Below are 26,576 nucleotides of genomic sequence, written 5' to 3'. Positions count from 1 at the left end.
ATGAGAATTTATCATGCTTTCTATTTCTCCAAGTTCTATCCTATGTCCCATGTATTTGATCTGATTATCTGCTCTTCCATAGCATAAAAGTTCGCCAAATTCATTATAAGAAACAATATCTCCTGTTTTATAGAGTAAATCTAAATAATTATCATGTAAAGGATTTTGTATAAAAGCTTGTTTGGTTTTTTCTTTGTCATTATAATACCCTAAAGACAAAGAAGTTCCACGCACGTAAAGCTCCCCTTTAATGTCTATTTGTTTAGGACTTATGAAATTCATATTTTCATCAAAAACTAAAAGTTCTGTGTTCTTACATGCTTTGCCTATGGGTAAAAGTTCTTCATCTTTAAAAGTGCGATTTATGATATAAAAAGAACATACATCAGCGATTTCTGTTGGGCCATAAAGGTTGGCAAACAAAGCATTGGGTAAGTGTTTACGCCAAATATTTAGCTGTTTATTAGGCATGATTTCACCAGCAAAGAGAATTTTTCTTAAAAGATTTAGTGAATATTTTTGCAATCCTTTTTCATTTGCAAAATAAATCAGCACCGAAGGCACCCAAAATATAGTGCTTACTTTTTCTTTTTCAAGACATTCTAAAATTTTATTTGGAAAGGCAAAAAGATGATTAGGTAAAAGATGTAAAGTTGCTCCTGATTTTACACTTGAAAAGATATCTAAAACACTATTGTCAAAATAAAATGGTGCTTGATTGGCTAAAATTTCATTCTCATCAAATTTAAAAGTCTCACATACCCAAAAAGTATAATCAATCACACTCTTATGTGCTATGCTTACTCCTTTAGGAATGCCTGTGCTCCCACTGGTAAAAAGCACATAAAGTAAATTAGTATCTATATGTTTTTCTTTTGCAGTTTTTATTAAACTCTCATCTATATTAAAACTTTCAAAGTCTTGTGTATAAAGTGTAGGCAAATCTAAGTTAAAATTTAAATCCTTTGAAGTGATAAAAAGTTTAGGTTTTAAAACCTCTATAACTTTTTCTACTCTTTCTTTAGGACTTTTCTCATCTAAAAGGGTATAAAAATTTCCACTTAATGCCACTCCAAAAAATGAAATCAAACAATCAATCCCTTTAGGCAAGATGATTAAAACAGGAGCTTGTATAGGATTATTATTTCCTAGGTTTCTTAAAATTTCACTGGTTAGTTTTTTAGAAAAAAGATCAAAGTTTTTATAAGTGATTTCCTTTCTTTCCTTGGCAAAGGGTTCTACAAAAGCTGTTTTTTTGCTAAATTTGATTAAACTTTTTTCTAAAAAATCGTAGATATGGGTTGTCATTTATGGCTCCTTTTATTTAGTATAACATATTTACAATTAATTATAATTAAATAAATTATAAAAAAATAAAAAAGATTTAATTCAACAAACATTAAATTTTACACTTCTTAACTCACTTGGAACACTTCTTGCTTGATCTATCATCAACAATAGATTAAAGGAAGAATCCATGAGAGTTTTAACGATATTTTTGCTCTTTATGACAAGCATTTTTGCAGTGCAAATCAAGGATGTAGCAAACACTGTAGGTGTAAGAGATAACCAACTTATAGGTTATGGACTTGTTGTAGGGCTTAATGGAAGCGGTGATGGAACAAGCTCTAAATTTACACTACAATCCATCTCAAACCTTTTACAAGGTATGAATATCAAAGTAGATCCTAACGATATCAAATCAAAAAATACCGCAGCTGTTATGGTTACAGCCAAACTTCCAGCCTTTGCAAAAAGCGGAGATAAACTTGATATTACCGTTTCATCTATGGGTGATGCAAAATCCTTACAAGGCGGAACACTTTTACTGACTGCACTTCGTGGGATTGATGGTGAAATTTATGCTATAGCACAAGGCTCTATCTCAACAGGAGGTTTAACACCTAGACCAGGAGGAGCAGGTTCTCACTCAACTGCTGCAACCGTAATGGGCGGAGCTAATGTAGAAAGAGAAATTCCACAAAATTTTAGTCAAAATAATGATCTAACCTTAAGTTTAAAAGTAGCGGACTTTAAAACCGCAAATGATATAGAAAGAGTTTTAAATACCGTTTTTGGCGAAGAAGTGGCTAAAGCCATCGACTCTCGCACAGTAAAACTCAAAAAACCTGAAGATCTTTCAAATGTTGATTTTATGGCAAGAGTTTTAGAACAAGATATAGCCTATAAACCACAAAGCAAAGTTATCATCGATGAAAGAACAGGAACAGTGATTGCTGGAGTTGATGTAGAGGTAGAACCTGTTTTAATCACTCATAAAGATATCACCATAAAAATAGATCCAAACAATAACGCAGTAGCTAATCAAAATGAAATCGATATGAAAGATGGTGGTTTTGTAGATCCAAGTTCAAATACCTTAAGAATCAACAATGCAAAAAGTACAGTTGCAAATATAGCTAGAATGCTTAACAAACTTGGAGCAACCCCAAATGACATTATCGCTATTATGGAAAATTTAAAGCGCGCAGGTGCAATTAACGCGGATTTGGAGATCATCTAATGAAAATCGATAATTTTTTAAATACTTATAGTATGAATAGTGCTTTACTTGATCGTGCAGCTAAAGCAAGAAGTTTAGAATCAAGCATCAAAATAAATGATAATGATATAGTTACAAAGAGCAAAGAAGATGAAGCCTTAAAAGAACAAACAGATGCTTTTGAGGCATTTTTTTTAAAGCAAGTTTTAGACGTATCTTTAAAAAGTCAAAATTCACTCTTTGGAAAAGATGCCAGTGATGAAATATACTCTTCCATGTATAACGATACCATGAGTAAAGCTTTAAGTGGAGGTATGGGTTTTTCAAAATTATTATACGATTTTTTAAAAGAAAGGGGTTAAGTTTTTTAAATTTGGGTCGATATGGTTTGTAGAGGATTATAACTAAGATCAAGGAGGCAGAAATGATCAATCCTATACAACAAAGTTATGTGGCAAATACCACATTAAATACAAATAGAATAGATAAAGAAACAAAAACAAACGATACTCAAAAAACGGAAAATGATAAAGCGAGCAAAATCGCAGAGCAGATTAAAAACGGTACTTATAAAATCGATACAAAAGCTACAGCTGCTGCGATTGCTGACTCTTTAATCTAAATTTTCATTCTCCTTTTTTGAGAGAGAAAAGGAGAAAATATGCTTAAACAAAGACTTGATGAAGTAAATGCTATCTTAGCAAAACTTATTGCTTTAACCGAAGAAGATATAGAAAATATCAAAGTGGCTAAACATGAGAGTGTAACGCCAAGTGTAGAAGAAAAAAACAAACTTATCGCCGAATTTATTACAGCCAAAAAACAACTTGATGTTGCCTTGGTTGAGCTAAATAATAGCTCTACAAAAGGGCTTAGTGAACTCTTAGATGATGAAGATAAACAAAAACTAGATCTACTTAAAAAAAATCTTCAAAACCTTCATAGTAAAAACAAAGAGTATGCTAAATTTGTTCTTATTGTCAAAGATTTTCTTGATGGCTTAGTAAATAAAATGTTTGATATCAATGATGGAACAAATAATGCTTATGGAGATAAAAAGACAAATCCAGAGTCAATTTTCAAGATCAATGTATAAGGATTTATAATGGGTATTTTTGGAACATTATACACAGGTGTTACAGGCTTAAAGGCAAGCGAAGTTCAAATCGCAACAACTGGAAATAATATCTCAAATGCTAATGCAACTTTTTATACACGCCAAAGAGTAGTGCAAACTACAAATGGGTATATTACCACAGGTGGAGTTCAAGTAGGCACAGGAACTGCTATAGAAAGTATAGTGCGTTTGCATGATGAGTATTCTTACTATAAATTAAAAGGTGCATCAAATCAACTAGAATACACTAAATACATGGCTTCAACCTTACAAGAAATCGCTCAGCGTTTTCCAGACTTACAAAATACTGGAATTTTGAAAGATTTAGAAAATTATAACAAAGCTTGGAATGATTTTGCATCTAACCCCAATGAAAATGCCACAAAAATAGCCCTTGTAAAAGCTTCTCAAACCTTAACAGAAAGCGTTAATAACACTTTTGCAACCTTGGATAAAATCCAAAAAAAAGTAAATGATGATATTAAAAATACGGTTGATGAGATTAATAGAATCGGTGAAGAAATTGCCACTATAAATAAACAAATTTATGGACAAGAAGCCTTACCAACAGAACACGCAAATGAGCTTAGGGATAGAAGAGATGAACTTGAGCTTACTCTTTCAAAGCTAGTTAGTGCAGTTGCAAGCAAAAATGAAATCAATCAAGACAATCGCCTTGATACAACCATCACTGATCCAGGACATCAATACAATCTAAGCATAGAAGGTTTTAGTATAGTAGACGGGATAAATTTTCATCCTTTAAAGCTTGATTATGATGATAAAAATAAATCTTATAGCATTTATTATGAAACTCCTGATGAAAAAGTTCGCGATCTTACTGCAAAGATTAACGGTGGACAGCTTGGTGCTCAACTTGACTTACGCGGTAGAAACTATAGCAAAAGCGAAGGAAAATATGAAGATGGAATTATCCAAGGTTATATGGATTCTTTAGATACTTTTGCTAAGACCATGATCAATGAAACTAACAATCTTTATGCAAGTTCTGCGAAAAGTTCTGTTACTTCTGATTATCTATCTGGACTTAAGGGAGATATTCCTTTAGTCAATTACGACAGAACCATACAACCAGGAAGTTTTGATATAGTCATTTATGATGATAAAGGCGATAAAAAACTCACCAAAACCATCACCATAGATGTAAATACAACCATGAATGATATCATGCGTCAAATCAATGCTAATACAGATGATAATAACGATCACAATGCAAATAATGATGTTGATGATCATATCAATGCAAGTTTTAGCTACGATGCAAAAACTGGAGACGGTTTATTCCAAATCAATGCAAAATCAGGCTTTAAGGTAGCCATTGAAGATAAAGGCACAAATTTCGCAGGTGCGTTTAGTATAGGTGGTTTTTTCAGCGGAACTGATGCAAGTGATATGAAAGTAAAAGATTCTATCTTAAATGATCCAAGCACAGTAAGAGCAAGCTCAAATGGGGTTGATAGTGGCAATGACATGGCAAATAAAATCATCCAACTTCAATATGATAAAGTTAATTTTTATAATGAAGATGGCACTATTGATAATCTTACCATGGAAGAATATTACCGCAAACTTACAGGTAAAATAGCCTCAGATGGTGAAAATAACAATGTTGTAAATTCAAGCAATGAAACTCTTTATAATTCTGTTTATAGCGAATACCAATCTAAAAGTGGTGTAAATACAAATGAAGAATTAGCCGCTCTTATACAATACCAATCAAGTTACGGTGCTGCAGCAAAAATCGTCTCAACTGTAGATCAAATGCTTGATACCTTACTAGGGCTTAAATCTTAAGCTCTAGCAATATCAAGTGAAAAATTTTATCCATCTTAAAGCTAAGCTTGATTTTTTAGCCAATCAAAAAAATACCAATCATTCCCTTTTTGAAACTCCAGATCCTTTGCAAATTGCTAAAATTCACAATGATGAATTTATTGCCTTAATTTGTGCTTTATTTGCCTATGGAAATGCTAAAAATATATTAAATTTTCTAAAAAAACTTGATTTTTCTTTATTAAACCTTCAAGAAAAACAAATAAAAAAAGAACTTAAAAATTTAAAATACCGCTTCCAAAATGAGAAAGATATACAAGAAATTTTTATCACTCTTTCAAGACTTAAAAATGAAATTTCACTCTACGAACTTTTTTATCAAGCCTATCAAAAAAGAGAAAATACCACAGATGCCATCTTAGCTTTTATGCAAAAAATCAAAACCTTAAATTCATATTCAAGTTATGGGTATGATTTTTTCTTTGGAAAAATTTGGCAAAACACCCCTACTTCACCTCTTAAACGCTATAATATGTATCTAAGATGGATGGTTAGAAAAGATGAACTTGATCTTGGACTTTTTACCAAAATTCACACCAAAGATCTTTTAATTCCACTTGATACACATACACATAAAATTTCCTTGACTTTAGGACTTCTAAAGCGTAAAATATATGATTATAAAAGTGTTTTAGAACTCACGCAAAATTTAAAAAAATTAGATGCAAATGATCCCATAAAATATGACTTTGCACTCTATCGTTTAGGGCAAAGTAAGGAAATTGACAAATTTAAGGAGTGAAAAATGGGCTTTGAGCACTTAGATACAATTTATTATTTCATACTTTTTTTTGTAGCTCTTTTTGCTGGTTTTATAGATTCTATTGTAGGTGGAGGAGGGCTTATTACTCTACCAGCACTCATAGCCTGTGGAATTCCTGCGCATTTATCCTTAGCAACAAACAAACTCCAAAGCGTCTTTGGTTCTTTTACGGCTACTTTAACTTATTTTAAATCCACCACTCTACCTCATCTTGCTTGGGGTGTTTTTTTTACAGCCTTAGGAGCAGCTATAGGAAGTTATAGCGTTCTTTTTGTAAAAGATGAGCAATTAAAGCTTATTATCTTAATCTTTTTAACTCTTACTTTCTTATATACAGCCTTGCGTCCTAACTTAGGCAAACACGAAAGCGAACCTAAAATAAAAAATATCAAAATTTTTCATTTAATTTGTGGCTTAACTTTAGGATTTTATGATGGATTTTTAGGGCCTGGAACGGGTTCATTTTGGATTTTTGCTTGTGTAATGCTACTAGGTTTTAATATGAGAAAAGCAAGCATTAATACTAAAATTTTAAATTTCACTAGTAATATCATTGCTCTTGCTATATTTTTATGGCAATACGAACTTTTATGGGCTGTAGGTTTGCTTATGGGTGTAGGACAAGTTTTAGGAGCTTATTTAGGCTCAAAACTTGTATTAAAAACTAATGGAAAGTTTATAAAAACTTTATTTTTAATCGTTGTAGGAGCTACTATCATTAAAGTAGCTTGGGATTATTTTAGTTAAAATTGACCCCTGAGCTAAGCTCCCACATAGGTAAGAATATACCTAAAGCCAAAAACAAAACTAAAAGCGCTACAAATAAAGTCATCATTGGTTCTAAAAAAACCAAAAATCTATCCATCAAATTTTCGCTTTTTTGTTGATAATATTTGGCAATTTCTTCACTTAATACTTCAAGTCTTCCACTTTTCATCGCAACACTAAGCATAGAAAATACCAAAGAATCAAAAATATCAATCTTTTTAAAAACCTGACTTAACTCAAGACCAGAATCTATAAAACTAAAAAGTTTTTTATACTGAAAAATTAAAAATTTATTTTCAAGCCCTATAATAGCTAAATCAAAAGCTTTAGATATTGAAATTCCATTTTTTAAAAGTAAAGAAAAAGCCATAAAAAAATAATAATTTTGATTATAAATAATCAAACGAGAAATCAAAGGTATTTTTAAAAATAAAAAATCGCAAGAAAAAGCAAAAGAATGAAAATTTTTATAAGCTAAAATAAGCATAACAATAAAAATAACAAACAAAAATATGCAAAAAATTCCATAGTCATCTAAAAAATTATAAATTTCTAACATTACATGCGTGATAAAAGGTAAACTCGCGCCTAAATTTTCAAATAAATCTTTAAAATTAGGCACTACAAAAAGCATTAAAAACAAAAATGCTCCGATAATACTTAAAAAAACCAAAGTAGGATATCTAAAAGCCTTTTTTAATTGTTTTTGAGTCTCTAAGCTTTTTTCTCGAAGTTTAGAAATTTGACTAAACACTTCACTGATTTTTCCTGTCTTTTCAGCCGTTTTAATCAAAGCTAGCTCCGCACGATTTAATCCAAAATTAGCATTTTCAAAAGCTTGATTTAAATTTTGGGCTAAAATTAAATTGTCTAATATTTTTTTCATAATCTTGCAAGAATGCATAAGATATAATTCTCTAATCGCTTCTTGAACACTTAATCCAACTTCACACAACAAAGCCAGCTCTTTAAAAAAGAGTATGAAATTTTCTTCCTTTAATCTCTGAAAATTAGATTTTTGAATTTCTTTTATATCAATGATTTTCCAATTCTTTGATAAGGCTTTTGCTTGTGCTATATTTAAATTTTCAGCTTTTATAGTTTTTGTATAATTTTGATTGTTTTTAAGAAATTCTACTTCATAAAATTTCATCTTACAACCCTTAAAAGCTCATCTATACTTGTAAGACCTTCTTTGGCTTTTTTTAAACCTTGTTCAAACATAGTTTGAAAACCATATTTTTTTGCAAGCTCCATTAAAATCGTTTTATCTTGATTTTCCCTAATTGCACAAGCTAAATCTTCATTGATCTCTAAGCACTCAGCGATTAATTCTTTGCCAAAAAATCCACTATGATGACAACGCTCACATCCTTTTGGTTCAAAAAAATCACCTTCAAATTCAATATAATGTTTTTTGCTTTTTTGCTTACACCAAGGACAAAGTTTTCTAACCAAACGCTGTGCTATAACAAGACTCAAAGCCGATGCTATCAAGTAACTTTTTGCTTGCATATCCAAAAGCCTATCAATGGTACTAAGAGCATCATTAGTATGCAAGGTGCTTAAAAGCAAATGACCTGTTAAAGAAGCTTTAAGTGCAATATCTAAACTTTCTTCATCGCGAATTTCTCCTATCATGATAATATCAGGATCTTGCCTTAAAATTGCTCTTAAAATACTATTAAACTCGACTCCAACTTTTGAATTAAGCAAAATTTGCTGCACTAAAGGAATTTTATATTCTATAGGATCTTCTGCTGAAATAATCTTTTTTTCAATACTTTTCAACTCATTTAAACACGCGTATAAAGTTGTACTTTTACCACTGCCAGTAGGGCCGGTTAATAAAATCATTCCATTGGGACGATGTAAAATCTTTTTTAAAATTTCTAAATTTTTATCTCCAAGATTTAGTTTATACAAATCCAAAATTTCTTTATCATGTTTTAAAATTCTTATAACAACACTTTCGCCATAAATCAAAGGCAAACATGAAACACGAAAATCATATCTTTCATTTTCAAAATCTAATTCAAAACTTCCATCTTGTGTTTTTCTTGATTCAGCTAAATTCAAACAAGCTAAAAATTTGACATGAAAAACCAAAGCTTCATAAACATCCTTCTCAAAAATAGCAAATTCACGCAAAATTCCATCAACCCTAAACCTAATCAAAGCATCATCATTCCTTGCTTCTATATGAATATCACTCGCATGAAAAGATAAAATTTCATGTAATAAAAAATCAAAAATTTGACTGATGCAACTTTGATCATCTCTTTTTTGATTTTCTTGCCATTCAAGTCTAAGCTTAATGCTTAATCTTTTAATCTCCTCTTGAATACGAATTTGATTTAAAATTTTAGCTATCTTTAATTCATCGGCAATTGCAGTGACGATTTTTTCACAAATCATAAAAGTCTTAACTTGCTCTAAAAGCTCTAAAGAACAAGGTTTAGATCTAATAATCATAAAGCCGTCATTGTTTTTAATAAGCAGAAATTTAAATTTTAAAAGTAAAGAAAAAGGTATACCTTCATAAATAAAATCATTATCTTCATCTAAATCAACAAAATGTAAATTACAAAAATTTGCTAATTTTTTAAAAAAATCCCAAGAAGTGATATTAAATTTAGTGCAAATTTCATCAAGACTTATTTCATTATCAATATAAGCTTGAAAAATTTTATCCATTCTACTTTCCATCTAATTCCATTAAACCATAATAATTTATATAAGCATCTAAAACACTTTGAGCTTCTTTTTCTTCACCTAAAGCTCTTTTAGCCTGAGCAAAAATCAGCCAAGAATCTTGTTTTTGCTTGTCAAGTTCATTGGCTTTTAAAGCCCAAAATATTGTCTTTTGATAAGCTTTAATATCAAAATACTTCTTAGCTAAATTTAATGCCTTTTCATAGCTTGGATTTTGATAAAAAGATTTTTTTAAATCAGAAATATTTAAAATTTTAGAATCAATTTCTATCTTACTAATGTGTGTATTTTCCCGCACCGCTTTAACTTCTTCTAGTTCTTTATATAACTTTTCCCTAGAAATCTTATTTTTTTCTTGTAAAATTTGTGCTTGAAGAATCTTTTGCTCTAAATGTTTTTTATGTTCAATAGCTTGCAAATAAATATTTTTTTGATTATTATATTTTTGCATTAGCATAAAAAAACAAAATGCTATCACTAAGATTAAAACAATTAAAAATAAATATTTTAAATATTTTTTAAGTAAAAAATATTTATACCTAAGCTCAAGCTCTTTAATTCTTTCTTGCATATCTTACCTTAATAAGCCATTCTCTAAAGCACTAAGCTTTAAAATATACTCTTGACTTTTATTTTTATCAAAAAAACTATTTATCTCATAAAAACTTTTTAAAGTTTTATCAATATATCTTAAATTTCCTTGAGAAATTTTTTGTAAAAACTTAAGACATTTATTTGAAAAATTCATTCCGAATTTCAATTTAATATAATCATCAAGCTCTAAAAGACTAATATTTTTCAATTCAAAACAAGCACTTAAACGACTTTTAAAATGCTCTTTTTTAAGTATATTTAACTTTTTATGAGAACTTAAAACAAAACTTATAGAATCACTATAAATCCTAATGCTTTCTAGCATTGCATAATCATACATTCCTACTTCATCAAGAATGATTAAACTCTGACCTTGTGAAATCAAAAACTCAATTTTTTCTTTTAAGAAACTCTGATCTTTAAAATTTTCATTAATAAAATCAACATTATATTTTTTTGCCAATCTTTGCAACAATACACTTTTACCGCTACCACTTTTTCCCCATAAAAAAATAAAAGCTTTTTGGCTTTCTAAAATTTGATTGATTTGATGAAAAATTTCTTCTCTAAATGGAATAATTTTACTCATAATGCTTAAATCCTAGATCTTTAAGACTTGGAGCGTTTACACTATCTACTATACTTGGAGTGATAATAAAAACAATTTCGGTTGCTTTAGAATTTAAAACTTCTCCTTTAAACAAAGAACCTAGAATTGGAATTTTTGATAGAAAATTGATAGAATTTTTCTCATTAGATTTATCGTGAGAAATCAATCCACCTAAAATTAAAGTTTGATTATTCTCTACTTGCACAACACTAGAAAGCTTTTTTTGTATAGTATCAGGAGCAATAGTTCTTGGTTCTTTTTGTCGTTTATTATCTTCTGGATACTTAAAATCACTTAAGCTTGGATTAATTCTAAGCATTATTTTTCCATCATCAGAAATTTCAGGCAAGATATTGAGTAAAATGCCTACAAAAATAGAATAATTATTATAACTTTCACTAACAGTAGTCCCATTTTCAGTACCTTTAGAACTTTCTTTGACTTGATAATTTATAGTATCGCCTACAGAAATAATGGCTTGTTGGTTGTTTAAAGCCATAAGCTTTGGATTAGAAAGCACGCTAGTTTTTCCATTTTGAGAAAGAAAGTTAATAATAGAATCAAAATTTAAATTCGCCCTTAAACCCAAATTCTTAACAAAACCTTGCCCATTTTGAAACTGAATAAAAGAATTTTCATTATTTACTTGCGAATTTAAACCTATATTAAAATTTTGCCAATTAATCCCACTAGAATGGCTTTCATTTAAACTCACAGCAAGTATGCTAACATCGATAATAACTTGTTTTTTAAGACGATTTTCTAGTTTTTGCAAATAATTTTTCACACTTTTTAACTGAGAATTTGTTCCAGTTACTATAATAAGACCTGCATTGGGATTTATGATGGGAGTTTTAGCCTCATAATCTTCATGAGAATTTTTTAATAATACAATAATCTCTTTTTCTATATTTTGCCAAAAATCAAATTTTTCCATACTTTTAATCATATTGTCTTCTGCATCATCAAAACTACCGCTATATTCACTTTGCCTTGGTTTAGCGTCTACAGACGCTTTAGTTATGCTTTGTCCTTCTCTGATAGAAGTGATATAACTTATCTTAAAAATCTTCGTATTAATACCTGAAATTCTTAAAATTTTACCATCAAAATCATAGCTAAGATCATGCTCTTTGATAAAAAAATTAAAAATTTCGTCTAAAAACTCATTTGATGAATATTGACAGAATTTTGCAATGTTTCTAATTTTTCTTTAGCAATTTTATCTTTAACAATAATACTAAAAGAACAATATTTTGCAAGCTCATCAAGACTTTCTTGTATGCTTAATTTTTCATTAATACTGATATCAAAAAGACGCTTTTGACAATCTAAAGCATAAAGATAATGGCAAAAAAGAATGTTAATTAATATTAATCTTATCATTTTTATTTATTTGGATTGCAATTTCTAAATTATCATATTGGAATTTAATCTCTTTAGTATTTATTTCATGTATTATAGCATCATCAATCATATCACCTTTTTTATACCATCGATCATAAATTTTTACTTTATCAAGCATAATTGCAGTAATTTTAATATGTCTTAATTTTTCAAAAGTAGGATTCACAAATGGGTTTTGAAGAGTATTAAAATTTATGCGATTTTCTTTATCTATAAGTTTAAAATACTCTTCAAAATTATCTTGTGCAAACAAAGTGCTAAAACACAATGTAGCACTAAAAATATATTTTATCAGCTTTCAACCTCATTACTATAATCAGCCATAGCGATACGCTTAAGCTGTCTATAGCGACGTTGAGCGTCTTTTTTATTGCGTTCAAAAAGCTCAGCAGCATGTTCAGGATTTGCTTTTTTAAGTGAATTATAACGCACTTCATTCATCAAAAATTGCTCATATAAATCCCAATCAGGCTCTTTTCCTGTTAGAGTTAAAGGATTTTTTCCTTGTTCTTCTAAACGAGGATCAAAGGTATAAAGTGGCCAATAGCCACACTTTGTAGCAAGCTCACCTTGCTCTCCTGAGTAGCCCAGCCCACCTTTAATACCATGAGCTATACAAGGAGAATAACAAATCACCAAAGATGGTCCATCATAGGCCTCAGCTGCAGTGATAGCTTTGATAAGATGAGTATAATTTGCCGTTGAATTTACTTGTGCTACAAAAATATAACCATAAGTCATAGCAATTTGACCTAGATCTTTTTTCTGTATAGGTTTGCCTGCTGCTGCAAACTGTGCTACAGCTCCTGTTCTAGAAGATTTTGAACTTTGACCGCCTGTATTAGAATAAACTTCTGTATCAAGCACTAAAATATTTACATTTTCTCCACTTGCTAAAACATGATCAAGTCCGCCATAGCCTATATCATAAGCCCAACCATCACCACCAAAAATCCAGTGAGATTTTTTACTTAAATACTGTTTAAGCTCTAATATATCTTGTACGGCTTTAATATTTTTATTTTGCTCTAAAATAGGGATCATTTTATCTTTAATTTCCACAGACATAGCACCATTGTCTTTATTTGCAATCCAATCTTTAAAAAGGGCTGATAAAGCATTTGGAACTTCTTGCATACTTTCATTCATGATATATTCAATGCGGTGTCTTGTATTTTCAGTTGCAATTTTCATACCCAAACCAAACTCAGCATTGTCTTCAAAAAGTGAATTTCCCCAAGCAGGACCGTGTCCATTTTTCACACTTTTTCTATAAGGAGTTGATGGAGCTGAACCCCCATAAATAGAACTACAACCTGTCGCATTAGCCACAATCATTCTTTCACCGAACAATCTTGTAATTAAAGTAATATAAGGAGTTTCTCCACATCCAGGACAAGCTCCATGGAATTCAAATAAAGGTTGGGCAAATTGTGCTCCTTTTGTAGTTTCTTTATTTAAAATATCATCTTTGTATGTGATTTCTTTAAATAAATAATCCGCATTTTCTTGCTCACCAAAATCCATCTCTTCTTGAAGTGGCACCATAACCAAAGATTTTTCTTTAGTAGGACACTCATGAACACAAAGCTCACAGCCTGTACAATCAAGTGGAGAAACTTGAATTTTAAAGCTTAATTTTTCTCCTTTGGTTCCTTTAGCTTCTAAAGCATGATCTTTTACACCGCGAGGTGCATTTGCCATTTCTTCATCATTAATCAAAAATGGCCTGATAACAGCATGCGGACAAACTGAAGCACATTGATTACATTGAATACAATTTGCCTCTATCCATCTTGGTACCATAACCCCAACACCGCGTTTTTCGTATTCGGTTGTGCCGTGTTCAAAACTTCCATCTTCATAACCTAAAAAGGCTGAAACAGGCAAATCATCACCCTTAGCCGCATTCATAGGTTTTACGATTTTTTCAACAAATTCAGTACCTTTATAGGCATTAGTTTGTTCTTTTTCTTTAAGCTCTAAATTTTTCCAATTTGGATCCACTTCAACTTTTACAAGTCCATCAGCACCCACATCAATAGCCTTGTAATTCATTTCTACAATAGCATCGCCTTTTTTACTATAAGATTTATACGCAAGCTCTTTCATGTATTTTTGTGCGTCTTCATAAGGAATGATTTTTGCAAGTTTGAAAAAGGCTGATTGCATAATGGTATTTGTACGATTTCCCAAACCTATATCACGAGCTAGTTTGGTTGCATTGATGATATAAAAATTTACTTCTTTTTCAGCTAAAGTTTTCTTTACTGCATCTGGAAGTTGTCTTATGGTTTCTTCAGCATTCCAAATACTATTTAAAAGGAAAGTTCCTCCTTTGCGAATTCCTGCTAAAACATCATAAATTTCCAAATAAGCCGCTACCGAACAAGCGATAAAATGCGGAGTTGAAACAAGATAAGTTGAACGGATAGGTTTTTTAGAAAATCTTAAATGGCTTCTTGTATAACCCCCTGATTTTTTAGAATCATAAGCAAAATAAGCTTGAGCGTAAAAATCCGTTTTATCCCCGATGATTTTAATCGAGTTTTTATTTGCGCCCACAGTTCCATCAGCACCAAGTCCGTAAAATAAACATTCGATCGTACTTTCATCTCCAAGTGAAATTTTCTCTCCAGTACTCAGTGAAGTATGAGTTACATCATCAACTATACCTACAGTAAAGCCATCTTTTGGATTATCAAGTTTAAGATTTTCAAATACTGCTATCATTTGAGCAGGATCAACATCCTTTGAAGAAAGTCCGTATCTTCCACCCACTATAACAGGAGCATTTTCTCTTCCATAGAAAGCTGATTTTACATCAAGATAAAGTGGCTCCCCAAGACTTCCTGGTTCTTTGGTTCTATCTAAAACTGCGATTTTTTTCACTGATTTTGGCATAACATCAAAGAAATATTTTAAGCTAAATGGGCGATAAAGATAAACTTTTAAAATCCCTACCTTTTCACCCTTAGCATTAAGATAGTCTACCACTTCTTCAAGTGCTTGAGTCACAGAACCCATAGCAACAATCACACGCTCTGGCTCTTTATGTCCATAATAAGTAAATGGTTTATATTCTCTACCTGTGATTTTTGAAATTTCTTGCATATATTCATTAACAACATCAGGCAAAGCATCATAAAAACGATTGCTTACTTCTCTAGTTTGAAAATAAATATCATCATTTTGTGCTGTTCCGCGTGTTTTTGGATTTTCTGGATTTAAAGCATTATTTCTAAATTCAAGCAAAGCTTCTCTATCTAATAATCTATCAAAATGTGCATAATCCATTACTTCAACTTTTTGAATTTCATGGCTTGTTCTAAAACCATCAAAAAAATGCAAAAATGGCACTCTTCCCTTAATTGCAGCTAAATGTGCTATACCAGCTAAGTCCATGGTTTCTTGCACGGAATGCGAACAAAGCATAGCAAAACCAATTTGTCTTGCCGCATAAATATCTTGATGATCACCAAAGATAGACAAAGCTTGAGCAGCCAAAGAACGCGCTGCTACATGGATTACACAGGGGAGTAATTGACCTGCTATTTTATACATATTTGGAATTTTAAGGAGTAATCCTTGAGAAGCTGTATAAGTTGTAGTCAAAGCCCCAGCCTGTAAAGATCCATGCACACTACCTGCAGCACCTGCTTCACTTTGCATTTCTACGATTTTTACAGGAACTCCAAAAAGATTTTTTTTACCTGCAGCTGCCCACATATCGGTGTAATCAGCCATAGGAGAACTAGGTGTAATAGGATAAATTCCAGCAACTTCAGTAAAAGCATACGCAGCGTATGCAGCAGCCTCATTTCCGTCCATAGTTTTCATAATTTTACCCATTGAGACCTTCCTTTATATTGATAATTTTTATAATTTTTTAGCTATCAATTTACTATAAATTCTCTTAAAAGGCGTTTAACGAAAACTTGAAATTAGTTTAATCTAGCTATATAATTAACAGCCTCATATGCATTTAAAAATACCATAGAATGAGCTTTTAATTCATTTTCATTGCCATAGCCACAAGTTAAGGCCAAAGGAGTGATATTAGCAGAAATTGCAGCTTGAATATCTAGTATTGTATCGCCTATCATATAGGCATTTTCTTGAGTTTTATTGAGTCTTTTTAAAGCTAAAATTATAGGTTCAGAACTTGGCTTTGGATTCGTGACATCTTCAAGAGTAATTAAAGTTTTAAAGAATTTTTTAACTCCCAAATAATCAAGTAAAATCGGAGTAAATTTACCTCCTTTTGTTGTAACTATGCCAAGATCTGCAATTTTGCTTCCAAGTTCTAATGCTTCTTTTACTTTAGGCAAAAGAGTGGTTTGTTCTAAATAAATTTGTGCATAAATTTCACGATAAGCTAATACAAATTCTTTACTTAAATTTACTTTATCTGGATAAAGCATTCTAAACATTTGCTCTAAAGGATAACCTATGAGATTTTTGATTTCTTCATTATTTTTAGAAGTTAACCCAAGGGCTTTAAAAGCTCCTTGGAAAGAATTTAAAATAGCATCAGTAGAATCAATTAAAGTGCCATCTAAATCAAATAAAATAGTTTTATTCATTATCTTAAAATAAATTTAGCATCCACTCTTCTATTATCCGCTCTACCTTCTTTAGTGTCATTGCTTGAGCGAGGATTATCTTGACCATAACCTACTGTTTTGATGCGACTTTTTTCTACACCATATTTTTCAAGTTCATTAGCAACACTTTTAGCACGTCTTTCAGAAAGCTTTTGATTATAAGCTCTTGAACCGATATTATCTGTATGTCCTTCAAGAATAGTATCATATCTTTCATTTTCATCTAAAACTTTTGCAATTTCTTTGATTTTTTCTTGAAAAGTTGGATTTATAGTAGTTTTATCAAAACCAAAATGACCTTCCAAAGAAATAGTTTTTTCGCAACCATTTTCATCTAACAAAGCACCTTCTCTTGGTTCTACAGGACATTTTGCTTGTGGAGCTGGACGAGTATCAGCAACTTCTTCTACAGCTTTTTCCTTTTTGCCACCAAAACCAAAACTAATACCTAAAGTTGAAACCCAATTATGGTTTGCATGATTAAAATTAATTTGATCTCTAGTTTCAAGTTTTAAAGCCAAAGAATCGCTAAGACGGAATTTTACACCCGCGCCATAATGTCCAAATCCACCGCTTTTATTATCATAAGCAGCATTTGAAAAATCCTCATATCCTCCACCTGCTAAACCATAGAAATAAAATTTCTCACCTACATCAATACCTTTAATAGCACTCAAATAAGTTCTTGTAATATCTGTAGTTTTATTTGTATTTGTATATTTAACATCAGAATAATGCTCTAACCCAAATTCTAATTGATCAAGCCAAAAATCGTCAAAATGATAACCAAGTCTAATCCCTGGTGCATAACGATTATCCATATCTAAATTACCCTCAAAGTAATTATAGTTTAAAGTTGGAGTGATTTCAAATTTTACATTGTTATCAGCACCAAATAAAACACTTGCCAAACCTAAACATAAGAATATTTTTTTCATAGAAAAAACCTTTCATTGTGTTATAAAATAAAAATTTAAATTTCGCAATTATAACATAAATGATAGAAAAAAGGATGAGTTTTATAAAAAATTGTAGAAAGGTGGGAAAATCCCACCAAAAATATTAACGTTTAGAGAATTGTGGGCTTCTTCTTGCTTTGCGGCGTCCATATTTTTTACGCTCAACAGTTCTACTATCTCTAGTAAGAAGTCCTTTAGGTTTTAATAAGGCTCTAAAATCAGCATCCATAGCTGCTAAAGCTCTTGAAATTCCATGTCTTAAAGCTTCAGCTTGAGCACTATAGCCCCCGCCTAAAGTAGTTGCTTTAATATCCATTGAAGTTTCTTGTTTAGTCACAAGTAAAGGTTGAACCACTTTAAGCTTAATCGCCTCGTGTCCACCAAGCCAAGTGTTTAAATCAACACCATTAACACTAATTTTACCACTACCTGGTTTTACCCATACCTTTGCGATAGCAGTTTTTCTCTTACCTGTTGCGTATGTTGTTGCCATGATTATTTTCCTTCTTTAGCAATTTGCGCAGTGTGTGGGTGCTCACTACCCGCATAGATTTTTAATTTTTTAAGCATAGCTCTGCCCAAATTTGTTTTAGGAAGCATACCTCTAACTGCTAATTTATATAATTTTGCAGGATTTTTTTCAAGTAAATCACCAAATTTTTCGCTTTTTACACTTCCAAAATATCCTGAATGTCTATGATAAAGCTTATCTTCTGCTTTATTAGCACCTGTAAATACAGCTTTTGAAGCATTGATGATAATTACATAATCACCACAATCAACATTTGGAGTAAAGCAAGGCTTGTTTTTACCTCTCAAAATTGTTGCTACTTCAGTTAAAAGACGACCAAAGCGTTTGCCTTCTGCGTCTAAAACAATCCATTCTCGTTTTACTTCGTTTGGCTTTGTTATCTTTGTCATAATTTTTACCTTTGCCAAAAATTTAAAATGTGATTGTATAAAAAATAATATTAATTTTTACTTAATTTAAGTAAAAATAAAGTTTATATTTCCAAAATTTGAATTTCATTTTCCAAACAATAAACTATAAAAGCACGCACTTTATCTTTTTTCAAAATTTCACTAATGGCCATCTTATAAGTTCTTACCTGCTCTTTATGTTTATCTTGCATAGCAAGACCTGTTTTATAATCAATTATGAAAGCTTCTTCATCTTTTAAGGCAAGCAAGTCTAATTGTTTAATTTCTCCATTAAAACTCAAAGCTTGTTCTTTTAAAAGCTTTCCATCACCAATCAAATTTTGAAATTGAATATTTTTAAGTAAAATTTCAATTCTTTTAAAAAGCTTTTCAAAATCACTCTCATCTAAAAAATGTCTAAATTTACTCTTGCATCTTTGAGTAAGTATTTGAAAATTTTCACCCTTAGGGAGTTTTAAATTTTGCATAAAAAAGTGAAAAGCATTTCCAAAATATAGCTCTTTACTATCAAGCTTTTCTTCACTTTGAACTTCTTGTGGGCTAATTTTTTCAAATTTTTGTAAAGCTTGAATACTTTCTTTTTTAACACTTAAAATTTGCTCTTTGCTTTCTAAAAAACCTCTCTCTTGAGAATGTATATTTAAAAATCCCCCCTTAAAATAACTTGGATAATTTCCATTTACACTTTCTTCGTTTCTTTTTATGATAATCAAACTTTCCTTAGCTCTTGTAAAAGCCACATAAAGTTTATTAATATCATCTTCATAATTTGCTCTTGTAATATTTTCTTTAAAAAGGGTATAAATAGGCTCTTTAGTAAGCTCTCGAATTTTATCCTTAATATGGAGTTGCCAACCTTGATTGATATCATATTCAAGCATGATATCTTCATTGTTTGAATTGTTTTTAGATAAACTATCTAGCAAAATCACATGATCAAATTCCAAACCCTTAGATTTATGCACACTCATAATACTAATACCCATATTTTGTTCGCTTACTATTTTCAAAGTACAAGGCTCAAATAAAAGCTTTAAAAAATTTTCCTTAGTTTTAGCATATTCGATAAATTGCATTAAAGCGATATCATTTAAATCAAGTTTTAATTCTTTTATTAAAAAAAGTACATTTTCCATAGCATTTTTTGAAAAATCAAGGGTGATTTTTCTCGGCTCAAAACCTAAAAGTTCTTTTAAAAATACCAAGTAAAACTCATCACCAAAAATACAATATTTAGCATATTCCAAAACAAGTCTTACGCTTGCTTTATTTTCAAGTAAAACATTGCTTTGAGTAAACGCAGGAATTTTTTGCTCTCTTAAAAAATCCAAAACCATATCTGCATCGCTATTTTTCCAACACAAAATACAAATATCATCATAAGAAATATTTTTAGATCTTAAAAAATTAATTTGCTCAAATAAAGTTTCTAAAGTCTTTTCCTTGATTTCTTGGGCTTGGTTTTTAACCTTTTGTTCTTTAGATTCCACAATACGCACAAAACCACCTTTTTTACTTTCTAAGGCAAATTGCTCTTTATAATCTTTGATTTTTTCTTTAAAAGTTTCATTAACAAAATCAACCAAAAGCTCTTTAGAGCGATAATTAGTATTTAAACTATCACTTTTAATTTGACTAAATTCTTGTTTTAACAAATCAAATAATTCTTTTTTTCCTTTACGAAAGCGATAAATACTTTGTTTTTTATCTCCTACGTAAAAAAAAGTGCGATTTTTCTTAACTCCTTCTCCTGAAACAAGCTCAGCGATCAAAGGGCGTAAAATTTGATATTGAATCACGCTTGTATCTTGAAATTCATCAATAAGCAAATGCGAAATAAAACCATCTAAACGAAAATAAATCATATCCTTAAATTCACTGGTTATTAGCTCATAAACTTTTTTACTCACATCTTGGAAATTTAAGGTATTTTTATCTTTATGAAATATATTTTTAGCTTCACTATAATGATTTAAAAGATTCATTAAATTAGCAATTTTATAATTTTCAAGCTCTATGGCATAGGTATTTAAAGCATTTATAAGCTCCATTCTCTTTGCGCTAAAATGCAAGTTAGTGCTTTCTAAATCTTGTAAATATTTTGTACTTTCAAATTTTGTCATAAAGCTTGATTGCATAAACACGGATAAATCTAAAACTTCGCTTTTAAAATTGTCACACAAATTTTTATAATTTTTTACATGAGTAAGACCCAAACAATAACTTCTTAACTCACTATAGGCTTTATTGATATAAGCTTTAGATGGATTTGGAATTTTAGGAAGATTTTGAAAATAAGCATTCTCATAAAATTTTTCAAGCTCGTTAAAAAAATTTTCTTTCTCATCAACTAAATTAATATAATAAGCCAAATCTTTTAATTCATCTTTTTTAAGAAGTTTTAAAAAAATCTCTCTTACATCAAGCCTCTCTTCACTCATTGTAAAATCACTACTTAAGCCCAAATTTAAAGCAAAAACACGCAAAATTTTTCCGAAAAAAGCATCAAAAGTACTGATTTTTAACTCTATTCTTAAAAATTCTTCTTTTTTAGCATCTCTTAAAGAAATAAGCTCTTCTTTATCTTTACCTAAAAGCTTGCAAAGTTCATTGCATTCACTGGTTTTATTTTCTTTTTCTAAATTTAAAAAAGTCTCAATAATTCTTTTTTGCATTTCATTAGCAGCTTTTTTGGTAAAAGTCAAAGCTAAAATTTCATTAATCCTAACTCCTTTTAAAATAAGTGCTACAAAACGCACACTCAAAGCAAAGGTTTTTCCGCTTCCCGCACTCGCTTCTAATGCCAAAAAAAGCTCAAATTGACTCATTTTAATTCCTTTTTATAAATGAGTTTATAAGGACAATACTCATCTTGTTCATTTTCAAACTCTATTTCTTCCTTGCTCATAAGAACCAAATCTTTAAGTCTTTCTCTCAGCTCATCTAAACTTTTAGCTTTTTGGTGCAATATTTGCATACTATTTAAATCATAAAAACCTACGCTTGCATTTTCATCATATAAGGCTTGGTAAAAAGCAAGTTGATAAGAATTACTTGGTACTTTTCCACTTTTATAATCAATGATCAAATTACCTTCTTTTGAACTATCGATACGATCTATAGTGCCCTTAAGTTTTATACTATCTGCTCCAAGTTTTAAAATATTGTTTAACTCAAGCTCTGTATGTGCGACATAAAAGCCTTTTGAAAAATGCTCTTTTTCGTTTTTAGCAAATTGTATAAATTTTAATTTAAATACTTCAAGATCAAGTTCACTGATATTGTATTTTTGATATTCTTTATCCAATAAATTTGTAAAAACTTTTATATCAAAATCATTATTTGCATAATTTTTATAATAAATTTCAAGCATTTTATGGATGAAATTTCCTTGATTTTTCGCTTTGCTTTCCTCGCTTAAAACCCTAGGTTCTGCTAAATTTAAAATATAACGATAATAATAAGTTCTTTTTTGATTTTCCAATAAATTAAAACGACTAAAAGAAAGCGGAAACTCGAAAGGATTATGCTTTAAAATAGGAGCTTTTATAGGAGTTAGATTAGGTTTTATACCTTCATAGTCTAATTTTAAAGCATTAAGATAAGCTTTTTGGTGGATATGAGTTTCATAAAAAAAGTCAAAATCAAGTTCATCTAAAAAACGTGATTTGCTTTTTTCTTCATTTTCCACAAAGCAAATACTTATTTCTAAAGCATTCTTCATCAAGCTTTCATAATAAAATCTTTGTAAATTTTCTCTTCTATCATAGCTAATCAATCCTGCTTTTTTACGCACTTCATTGTTTAAAAAAAGTTCATTAACACTTCTTTTGGGAATAAATTCTTCATTAAAATCAACCAAAATCACCCCATCAAAACAAAGCCCACGACTTTCTAAAAGTCCCATTACCGTAACCTTACCTCCACCTACATCACTAAGGGAAAGTTGTGAAATTTGCATGAAAAAAAGATGGATCAACTCTTTAAGAGTTAAAGACTGATTTTTTAATAAATCTTTAATAAAATAAAGTTCTTTTCGTATCAAATAAATAAGTTCTTGCTTTTCATTTTCTAAAAATAAAGCAAGTAATTTTTCAAAATATTCAAAATCACATTTCTCATCAAAATACTTTTTAAACTCTATAAAATCAAGCTTTAAAGAATGTAAAAGTGTATTGTGATAATCAAAAATCATCTGCGTATCTTCAAAATAATCCTCTTGATTTTTATAAACAAAAGAAGCACTACTAGCACTTTCATAAAGTGCTTGAAATTTTTGATAAAATAAACTTTCTTTAATACTAATCCCACTTGCAAAATTAAGCATATTGTCTTTATCAAAAAGCCTTAAAAACTCACAAAAACTTTCATCTGGAGTTATAACTACAATATTTTCAGACTTTAAACCTTTGCGTACAAAATGCGAAATTTCATCCATAACAAAGGCGCATTGTAAAGCCCTTAATTCAAAAGATTTGAGTTTAATTTTTGAATTTTTTGTTTTAAAAATTTCTTCTTTTAAGATCTCTTGTTTTGAAAGATTGATTTCATAATGAGTGTTTATTTTTAAATCAAATGTTTTTAAAAAATCAAGTTTTAAAAGATATTCGAGATTAAATTTACTTGTTTTAAAACTTAAAACCACTTCTTTAATCTGAGAAATTTCACTTAATAAATTTTCTTCAAATTTACTCAAAAAACCTTGCAAATCATAAACTATAGCTTCATACTCATCTAAAAAATCTTTATTAAGAGTGTAATTTTTAGGCAAAGAAAGATCATCATAAAAAGAATTCTTTTCAAGCAAAACAAGATAATTCTTATATACCTCATCTAAAATTTCCAAATGTTCATTATAGGTGGCATAATAATCATTATTTTTAAGATCTTCTATGCTTTTTTTTTCTAAACTAAGTTCTTTGAAAAAGGAAAAAAGATATTCGTTATTTTTCAAAAAAGCAAAAAATTCTACCGAAATTCCTAGTTTTTTTTCTAAATCCTTACTTTTTAGACAAGCTTCTTGCATTAAAAGTAAGCTTTCATAAGAACTTGCCTTATGAAAATTACTCAAACAAACTTTATCTAAAAATTCACCTATATGAATAGCACTATCTAATAAAGCATTTTGCTGTTTTTTTTGGTTATAATACTCTCTAATTTGTCTTGAAGAACTAAAAATTCTTAATTTCATTGAGCATTTAATTCGTAGCTAAAAAAACCCACTGTTTCTTGATTTGCATAAAACTTTAGCTTAAGCTCCCATCTACCTTTATCTAATTTAGGTAAAGCGATACTTAAAATTCCATTTTTAACTTGTCCTTCTAACTTTTGATCAAAATTTTTAGTGAATGGTCTTGTAAGAAGAACTTGAACTTTTAAATCATCAGAATTTATATTTTGTAATGCAGAAATTTTAAAATTTGCAACATAGGAATTTTGATCCACTTCATAACTAGGAATTTTTCTTTTACCTATAAAAGTGATTTTATCATTTTGAAAATTTACTTTAAAAAATTTATCAAAATTTACTTGTTGTTTTTGTATTTGATTGTAATTATTTTCAACATTTTGATAAGAGTCAAAATAAAAATCATCCTCATATACAGGATGGTGACTTGCTATAAAAATCGTTACAATACAAGCAATAATTATAGCCAAAAGTGAAAGCAAAATACCATAAGGCCAAAAACTTCTTTTAGTTTCTAACATTTTTTTTCCTCTTTATTCTTCTTTGTGCATAGTATAACAATGCAAAGCAAATAAATCCATAGATAAGTATTCTTAAGATATTGATAGTATCACGATTTGCATTACCTATAGAATGTTCTAATTGTAATCCCAAGGATTTTGCCACACGATCTACAATATCTGCATAACCATTAAGTATAGCAGCATTATAAATATCACCTTTATTTGTAGCTAATATCGGTAAAATAGATCCTGTTCCAGGATAAGGACTAAGCACGGATTCTTTATCAATCAAAGCTAAAGCACCTTTTGAGCCCACTATATCAACTTTGTGAGAATTTTTTGACAAAAGAAGCAATATATAAGATTGAGGAAGTTCTTTTTGTTTATTTAATAAAGTTTCAATTTCAGTTTCATCACCAACCATAACGCCGATAAAAATATTACTTTTTTGGTAAAGCTCTTTTCCTATAAGATTAATCTCATTACTTACTTTTTGACTTAAAATATTTTCATTAAAAAGTACAGCATCAAGAGCAAAAACCCTAGAAGGCAATAAAACAAAGAAGAAGATGGCTAAAAAAAAGCCATCTTGTAATATTTTTTTCATCCTATATGAAGATGATTTACAGTTAAAACCGACCAAGCGGTGATTGCAGCAGCAACAACTAAACCAATAACAATTAAATATTCCAAAGCCTTACTCATTGTGCTTCCTTTATACTTCTATGATCTTGTTCTTTTGAACCAAACATCTTTACACTTTGTGCATCTTTAAGACTATATGGCTTTTGCATCACTTCTTGCTGAGCTTTAAGACCCCAAATAGTTAAAACTACTAAGATAGCAAGTAATAAAACCGTAGCAATTAACATACCTGTAACACCTGAAAGAGAAAACACGCATCTATTATTATTTTCCATCATTCACCCCTTGAAAGAGAAATTACATACTCGCCAACAGCTTCTTTTTGAATATTATTAAGTGTTGGAAAACTCGGCATTGTTCCTATAAAACCAGCCTTACCACTATGTAAAACATCTACTACAAAAGCTGCAGAACCGTATTTTGTAAGATCTGGGAACATTCCATCTTGACCTTTTCCATCTTCTCCATGGCATGCTGCACAAGTTGCATAAGCTTCTTTACCTTTTGCTACTAAATTTTCATTTGCAGTTTTCTTAATAGCTGAAAGATCTTTTGCTACATAAGCAGCAATAGCAGGGATATCTTCTTCTGCCACACCTAAATCAGCAGCACCAAGCATTTCTCCACCTGGAAAATTCATACCTTTTGAACCATGTTTAATTACATTGATTATACCTTCTTCACTACCCCAAATATTTAAATTTTGAGCTTTACCATTGATACCATCGCCTGTAATTCCATGACAAGCTGAACACTGAACTAAAAAGATATTTTGACCCATTGCTATTTTATCTTCAGGAGATAAATTTTTAAATTTTTCTTCGAATTTTGTATTATGAGTTGCTACTTCTTCATTGTATTGACCTATACTTGAAAAAGAATTTAAAGGATATCCCCATAGAAAATACCAAATAGCCCAAACAATAGTCAGGAAAAATACCACAGCCCAACCAGTAGGAACAGCATTTTTATACTCTCCTATTCCATCCCAACTATGTTCACTAAGCTCTGACTCGCTTTTTTTTTCTTTCATCTGCTTAAACATTCTACTCACAATAACTAGTGTGATTAAAATGATAAGAATAGCTCCAATTAAAGATAAGAGATTAACATTATCTTCTAAATTTAACCATTGCATTAAGCACTCCTTTTACTTTCTAATACACTATCATCAATATCATCTTTTAAGGCAAGGTTTGCATAATTTTCATAATTTCTCTCACCTTTTTTTTCTGTTCTATATAAATGATACCAATACGCATATAATACTATTGACAAAAACATCACGAGTGCAAAAAAACCATAACCTTGGAAAATCTCCCACTCATGTTTTTGAACTGTTGCTAAATCAAATGTGATTAAATTTTTAATCACATCAAAAACTATTGATAAATGTTCCAT

At 30.0% G+C, this 26,576-nt stretch carries 26 protein-coding genes and 1 pseudogene; 7 read left to right on the top strand and 20 right to left on the bottom strand.

Annotated features, from left to right (window positions below; translation table 11 throughout):
- Window positions 1-1,308, bottom strand: a 1,308-nt coding sequence (locus tag AJ888_RS03720; RefSeq protein WP_070296106.1) for an AMP-binding protein, incomplete at its 3' end; no start/stop codon positions are given.
- A 169-nt stretch (window positions 1,309-1,477) separates the two neighbouring features.
- Here AJ888_RS03720 and AJ888_RS03715 point away from each other — a divergent pair.
- The 7 genes from AJ888_RS03715 (at window position 1,478) to AJ888_RS03685 (ending at window position 6,984) form a co-directional block, all read left to right on the top strand.
- Complete coding sequence (locus AJ888_RS03715; protein WP_002826014.1) at window positions 1,478-2,524, top strand: flagellar basal body P-ring protein FlgI; 1,047 nt, start codon at window positions 1,478-1,480, stop codon at window positions 2,522-2,524.
- The gene (locus AJ888_RS03710) at window positions 2,524-2,865 is read left to right on the top strand and encodes a hypothetical protein (protein WP_002862122.1); all 342 of its coding nucleotides are present in this window, start codon (window positions 2,524-2,526) and stop codon (window positions 2,863-2,865) included. Before AJ888_RS03715 ends, AJ888_RS03710 begins: the two co-directional genes overlap by 1 nt.
- A gap of 62 nt (window positions 2,866-2,927) precedes the next feature.
- On the top strand, window positions 2,928-3,125 hold the full coding sequence (gene flgM / locus AJ888_RS03705) for a flagellar biosynthesis anti-sigma factor FlgM (protein WP_002792053.1): 198 nt from the start codon (window positions 2,928-2,930) through the stop codon (window positions 3,123-3,125).
- 39 nt (window positions 3,126-3,164) lie between these two features.
- Window positions 3,165-3,599 (top strand): flagellar protein FlgN, encoded by a 435-nt coding sequence (locus AJ888_RS03700; protein WP_002779263.1) that lies wholly within the window; start codon window positions 3,165-3,167, stop codon window positions 3,597-3,599.
- 9 nt (window positions 3,600-3,608) lie between these two features.
- Window positions 3,609-5,435: a flagellar hook-associated protein FlgK gene (gene flgK, locus AJ888_RS03695; RefSeq protein WP_002870892.1), complete on the top strand. Its 1,827-nt coding sequence runs from the start codon at window positions 3,609-3,611 to the stop codon at window positions 5,433-5,435.
- Between the two features lie 16 nt (window positions 5,436-5,451).
- Entirely contained in the window at window positions 5,452-6,216 is a 765-nt protein-coding gene (locus AJ888_RS03690) for a TIGR02757 family protein (RefSeq protein WP_070210360.1), read from the top strand.
- A gap of 3 nt (window positions 6,217-6,219) precedes the next feature.
- Complete coding sequence (locus AJ888_RS03685; protein WP_002855301.1) at window positions 6,220-6,984, top strand: TSUP family transporter; 765 nt, start codon at window positions 6,220-6,222, stop codon at window positions 6,982-6,984.
- On the opposite strand, the gene AJ888_RS03680 is transcribed toward AJ888_RS03685, so the two are convergent.
- The 19 genes and pseudogenes from AJ888_RS03680 to AJ888_RS03590 all read right to left on the bottom strand — a co-directional run bounded on the left by AJ888_RS03680 (window position 6,977) and on the right by AJ888_RS03590 (window position 26,576).
- Complete coding sequence (locus tag AJ888_RS03680; RefSeq protein WP_070210361.1) at window positions 6,977-8,158, bottom strand: type II secretion system F family protein; 1,182 nt, start codon at window positions 8,156-8,158, stop codon at window positions 6,977-6,979. The two genes, AJ888_RS03685 and AJ888_RS03680, sit on opposite strands and share 8 nt — an antisense overlap.
- Window positions 8,155-9,714 (bottom strand): GspE/PulE family protein, encoded by a 1,560-nt coding sequence (locus tag AJ888_RS03675; protein ID WP_070296132.1) that lies wholly within the window; start codon window positions 9,712-9,714, stop codon window positions 8,155-8,157. The genes AJ888_RS03680 and AJ888_RS03675 overlap by 4 nt, the downstream gene beginning before the upstream one ends.
- A complete protein-coding gene (locus tag AJ888_RS03670; protein ID WP_002862128.1) occupies window positions 9,704-10,291 on the bottom strand; it encodes a hypothetical protein in 588 nt (195 codons plus the stop codon). Before AJ888_RS03670 ends, AJ888_RS03675 begins: the two co-directional genes overlap by 11 nt.
- Before the next feature lie 3 nt (window positions 10,292-10,294).
- Window positions 10,295-10,903 carry an ATP-binding protein gene (locus AJ888_RS03665; RefSeq protein ID WP_002862129.1) on the bottom strand — a complete coding sequence of 203 codons (609 nt, stop codon included), beginning with the start codon at window positions 10,901-10,903 and terminating at the stop codon, window positions 10,295-10,297.
- Window positions 10,896-12,310: pseudogene (mshL, locus tag AJ888_RS03660) on the bottom strand (pilus (MSHA type) biogenesis protein MshL). The gene AJ888_RS03665 and the pseudogene mshL overlap by 8 nt, the downstream one beginning before the upstream one ends.
- A complete protein-coding gene (locus tag AJ888_RS03655; protein ID WP_002862131.1) occupies window positions 12,288-12,599 on the bottom strand; it encodes a hypothetical protein in 312 nt (103 codons plus the stop codon). Before AJ888_RS03655 ends, mshL begins: the two are co-directional and overlap by 23 nt.
- A gap of 23 nt (window positions 12,600-12,622) precedes the next feature.
- Window positions 12,623-16,183 carry a pyruvate:ferredoxin (flavodoxin) oxidoreductase gene (gene nifJ / locus AJ888_RS03650; protein ID WP_002862132.1) on the bottom strand — a complete coding sequence of 1,187 codons (3,561 nt, stop codon included), beginning with the start codon at window positions 16,181-16,183 and terminating at the stop codon, window positions 12,623-12,625.
- Between the two features lie 92 nt (window positions 16,184-16,275).
- A complete protein-coding gene (locus AJ888_RS03645; RefSeq protein ID WP_002862133.1) occupies window positions 16,276-16,917 on the bottom strand; it encodes an HAD family hydrolase in 642 nt (213 codons plus the stop codon).
- Entirely contained in the window at window positions 16,917-17,876 is a 960-nt protein-coding gene (cadF, locus tag AJ888_RS03640) for a fibronectin-binding outer membrane protein CadF (RefSeq protein ID WP_002862134.1), read from the bottom strand. The genes AJ888_RS03645 and cadF overlap by 1 nt, the downstream gene beginning before the upstream one ends.
- 124 nt (window positions 17,877-18,000) lie before the next feature.
- Window positions 18,001-18,390, bottom strand: coding sequence for a 30S ribosomal protein S9 (gene rpsI, locus AJ888_RS03635; protein ID WP_002851459.1), 390 nt, complete (start codon window positions 18,388-18,390; stop codon window positions 18,001-18,003).
- A 2-nt stretch (window positions 18,391-18,392) separates the two neighbouring features.
- Window positions 18,393-18,818: a 50S ribosomal protein L13 gene (gene rplM / locus AJ888_RS03630; protein ID WP_002779321.1), complete on the bottom strand. Its 426-nt coding sequence runs from the start codon at window positions 18,816-18,818 to the stop codon at window positions 18,393-18,395.
- An 83-nt stretch (window positions 18,819-18,901) separates the two neighbouring features.
- Window positions 18,902-21,667 carry a RecB-like helicase gene (locus AJ888_RS03625; protein ID WP_070296131.1) on the bottom strand — a complete coding sequence of 922 codons (2,766 nt, stop codon included), beginning with the start codon at window positions 21,665-21,667 and terminating at the stop codon, window positions 18,902-18,904.
- Window positions 21,664-24,030 carry a PD-(D/E)XK nuclease family protein gene (locus AJ888_RS03620; protein ID WP_070277328.1) on the bottom strand — a complete coding sequence of 789 codons (2,367 nt, stop codon included), beginning with the start codon at window positions 24,028-24,030 and terminating at the stop codon, window positions 21,664-21,666. The genes AJ888_RS03625 and AJ888_RS03620 overlap by 4 nt, the downstream gene beginning before the upstream one ends.
- On the bottom strand, window positions 24,027-24,548 hold the full coding sequence (locus tag AJ888_RS03615) for a FixH family protein (protein WP_002862138.1): 522 nt from the start codon (window positions 24,546-24,548) through the stop codon (window positions 24,027-24,029). The genes AJ888_RS03620 and AJ888_RS03615 overlap by 4 nt, the downstream gene beginning before the upstream one ends.
- On the bottom strand, window positions 24,535-25,137 hold the full coding sequence (locus AJ888_RS03610; protein ID WP_002870878.1) for a hypothetical protein: 603 nt from the start codon (window positions 25,135-25,137) through the stop codon (window positions 24,535-24,537). The genes AJ888_RS03615 and AJ888_RS03610 overlap by 14 nt, the downstream gene beginning before the upstream one ends.
- Window positions 25,134-25,235, bottom strand: a complete 102-nt coding sequence (locus AJ888_RS03605; RefSeq protein ID WP_002858872.1) for a hypothetical protein — start codon at window positions 25,233-25,235, stop codon at window positions 25,134-25,136. Before AJ888_RS03605 ends, AJ888_RS03610 begins: the two co-directional genes overlap by 4 nt.
- Complete coding sequence (locus AJ888_RS03600) at window positions 25,232-25,453, bottom strand: DUF4006 family protein (protein WP_072223679.1); 222 nt, start codon at window positions 25,451-25,453, stop codon at window positions 25,232-25,234. The genes AJ888_RS03605 and AJ888_RS03600 overlap by 4 nt, the downstream gene beginning before the upstream one ends.
- On the bottom strand, window positions 25,450-26,313 hold the full coding sequence (locus tag AJ888_RS03595; RefSeq protein ID WP_002862141.1) for a cbb3-type cytochrome c oxidase N-terminal domain-containing protein: 864 nt from the start codon (window positions 26,311-26,313) through the stop codon (window positions 25,450-25,452). Before AJ888_RS03595 ends, AJ888_RS03600 begins: the two co-directional genes overlap by 4 nt.
- Complete coding sequence (locus AJ888_RS03590) at window positions 26,313-26,576, bottom strand: cytochrome c oxidase, cbb3-type, CcoQ subunit (protein WP_002851307.1); 264 nt, start codon at window positions 26,574-26,576, stop codon at window positions 26,313-26,315. The genes AJ888_RS03595 and AJ888_RS03590 overlap by 1 nt, the downstream gene beginning before the upstream one ends.

The organism is Campylobacter sp. BCW_6467 (assembly GCF_001762855.1).
GTDB lineage: Bacteria > Campylobacterota > Campylobacteria > Campylobacterales > Campylobacteraceae > Campylobacter_D > Campylobacter_D jejuni.
The sequence above is the reverse complement of the archived record's forward strand: the minus strand, read 5'-3'. Positions and strand labels throughout refer to the sequence as shown.

What these genes read in the sequence shown, in the direction of transcription:
- AJ888_RS03715 (WP_002826014.1), top strand. Translation starts at nt 1,478, where the DNA reads ATGAGAGTTTTAACGATATTTTTGCTCTTTATGACAAGCATTTTTGCA.
- AJ888_RS03710 (WP_002862122.1), top strand. Translation starts at nt 2,524, where the DNA reads ATGAAAATCGATAATTTTTTAAATACTTATAGTATGAATAGTGCTTTA.
- flgM (WP_002792053.1), top strand. Translation starts at nt 2,928, where the DNA reads ATGATCAATCCTATACAACAAAGTTATGTGGCAAATACCACATTAAAT.
- AJ888_RS03700 (WP_002779263.1), top strand. Translation starts at nt 3,165, where the DNA reads ATGCTTAAACAAAGACTTGATGAAGTAAATGCTATCTTAGCAAAACTT.
- flgK (WP_002870892.1), top strand. Translation starts at nt 3,609, where the DNA reads ATGGGTATTTTTGGAACATTATACACAGGTGTTACAGGCTTAAAGGCA.
- AJ888_RS03685 (WP_002855301.1), top strand. Translation starts at nt 6,220, where the DNA reads ATGGGCTTTGAGCACTTAGATACAATTTATTATTTCATACTTTTTTTT.
- AJ888_RS03680 (WP_070210361.1), bottom strand. Translation starts at nt 8,158, where the DNA reads ATGAAATTTTATGAAGTAGAATTTCTTAAAAACAATCAAAATTATACA.
- AJ888_RS03675 (WP_070296132.1), bottom strand. Translation starts at nt 9,714, where the DNA reads ATGGAAAGTAGAATGGATAAAATTTTTCAAGCTTATATTGATAATGAA.
- AJ888_RS03670 (WP_002862128.1), bottom strand. Translation starts at nt 10,291, where the DNA reads ATGCAAGAAAGAATTAAAGAGCTTGAGCTTAGGTATAAATATTTTTTA.
- AJ888_RS03665 (WP_002862129.1), bottom strand. Translation starts at nt 10,903, where the DNA reads ATGAGTAAAATTATTCCATTTAGAGAAGAAATTTTTCATCAAATCAAT.
- nifJ (WP_002862132.1), bottom strand. Translation starts at nt 16,183, where the DNA reads ATGGGTAAAATTATGAAAACTATGGACGGAAATGAGGCTGCTGCATAC.
- AJ888_RS03645 (WP_002862133.1), bottom strand. Translation starts at nt 16,917, where the DNA reads ATGAATAAAACTATTTTATTTGATTTAGATGGCACTTTAATTGATTCT.
- cadF (WP_002862134.1), bottom strand. Translation starts at nt 17,876, where the DNA reads ATGAAAAAAATATTCTTATGTTTAGGTTTGGCAAGTGTTTTATTTGGT.
- rpsI (WP_002851459.1), bottom strand. Translation starts at nt 18,390, where the DNA reads ATGGCAACAACATACGCAACAGGTAAGAGAAAAACTGCTATCGCAAAG.
- rplM (WP_002779321.1), bottom strand. Translation starts at nt 18,818, where the DNA reads ATGACAAAGATAACAAAGCCAAACGAAGTAAAACGAGAATGGATTGTT.
- AJ888_RS03625 (WP_070296131.1), bottom strand. Translation starts at nt 21,667, where the DNA reads ATGAGTCAATTTGAGCTTTTTTTGGCATTAGAAGCGAGTGCGGGAAGC.
- AJ888_RS03620 (WP_070277328.1), bottom strand. Translation starts at nt 24,030, where the DNA reads ATGAAATTAAGAATTTTTAGTTCTTCAAGACAAATTAGAGAGTATTAT.
- AJ888_RS03615 (WP_002862138.1), bottom strand. Translation starts at nt 24,548, where the DNA reads ATGTTAGAAACTAAAAGAAGTTTTTGGCCTTATGGTATTTTGCTTTCA.
- AJ888_RS03610 (WP_002870878.1), bottom strand. Translation starts at nt 25,137, where the DNA reads ATGAAAAAAATATTACAAGATGGCTTTTTTTTAGCCATCTTCTTCTTT.
- AJ888_RS03605 (WP_002858872.1), bottom strand. Translation starts at nt 25,235, where the DNA reads ATGAGTAAGGCTTTGGAATATTTAATTGTTATTGGTTTAGTTGTTGCT.
- AJ888_RS03600 (WP_072223679.1), bottom strand. Translation starts at nt 25,453, where the DNA reads ATGATGGAAAATAATAATAGATGCGTGTTTTCTCTTTCAGGTGTTACA.
- AJ888_RS03595 (WP_002862141.1), bottom strand. Translation starts at nt 26,313, where the DNA reads ATGCAATGGTTAAATTTAGAAGATAATGTTAATCTCTTATCTTTAATT.
- AJ888_RS03590 (WP_002851307.1), bottom strand. Translation starts at nt 26,576, where the DNA reads ATGGAACATTTATCAATAGTTTTTGATGTGATTAAAAATTTAATCACA.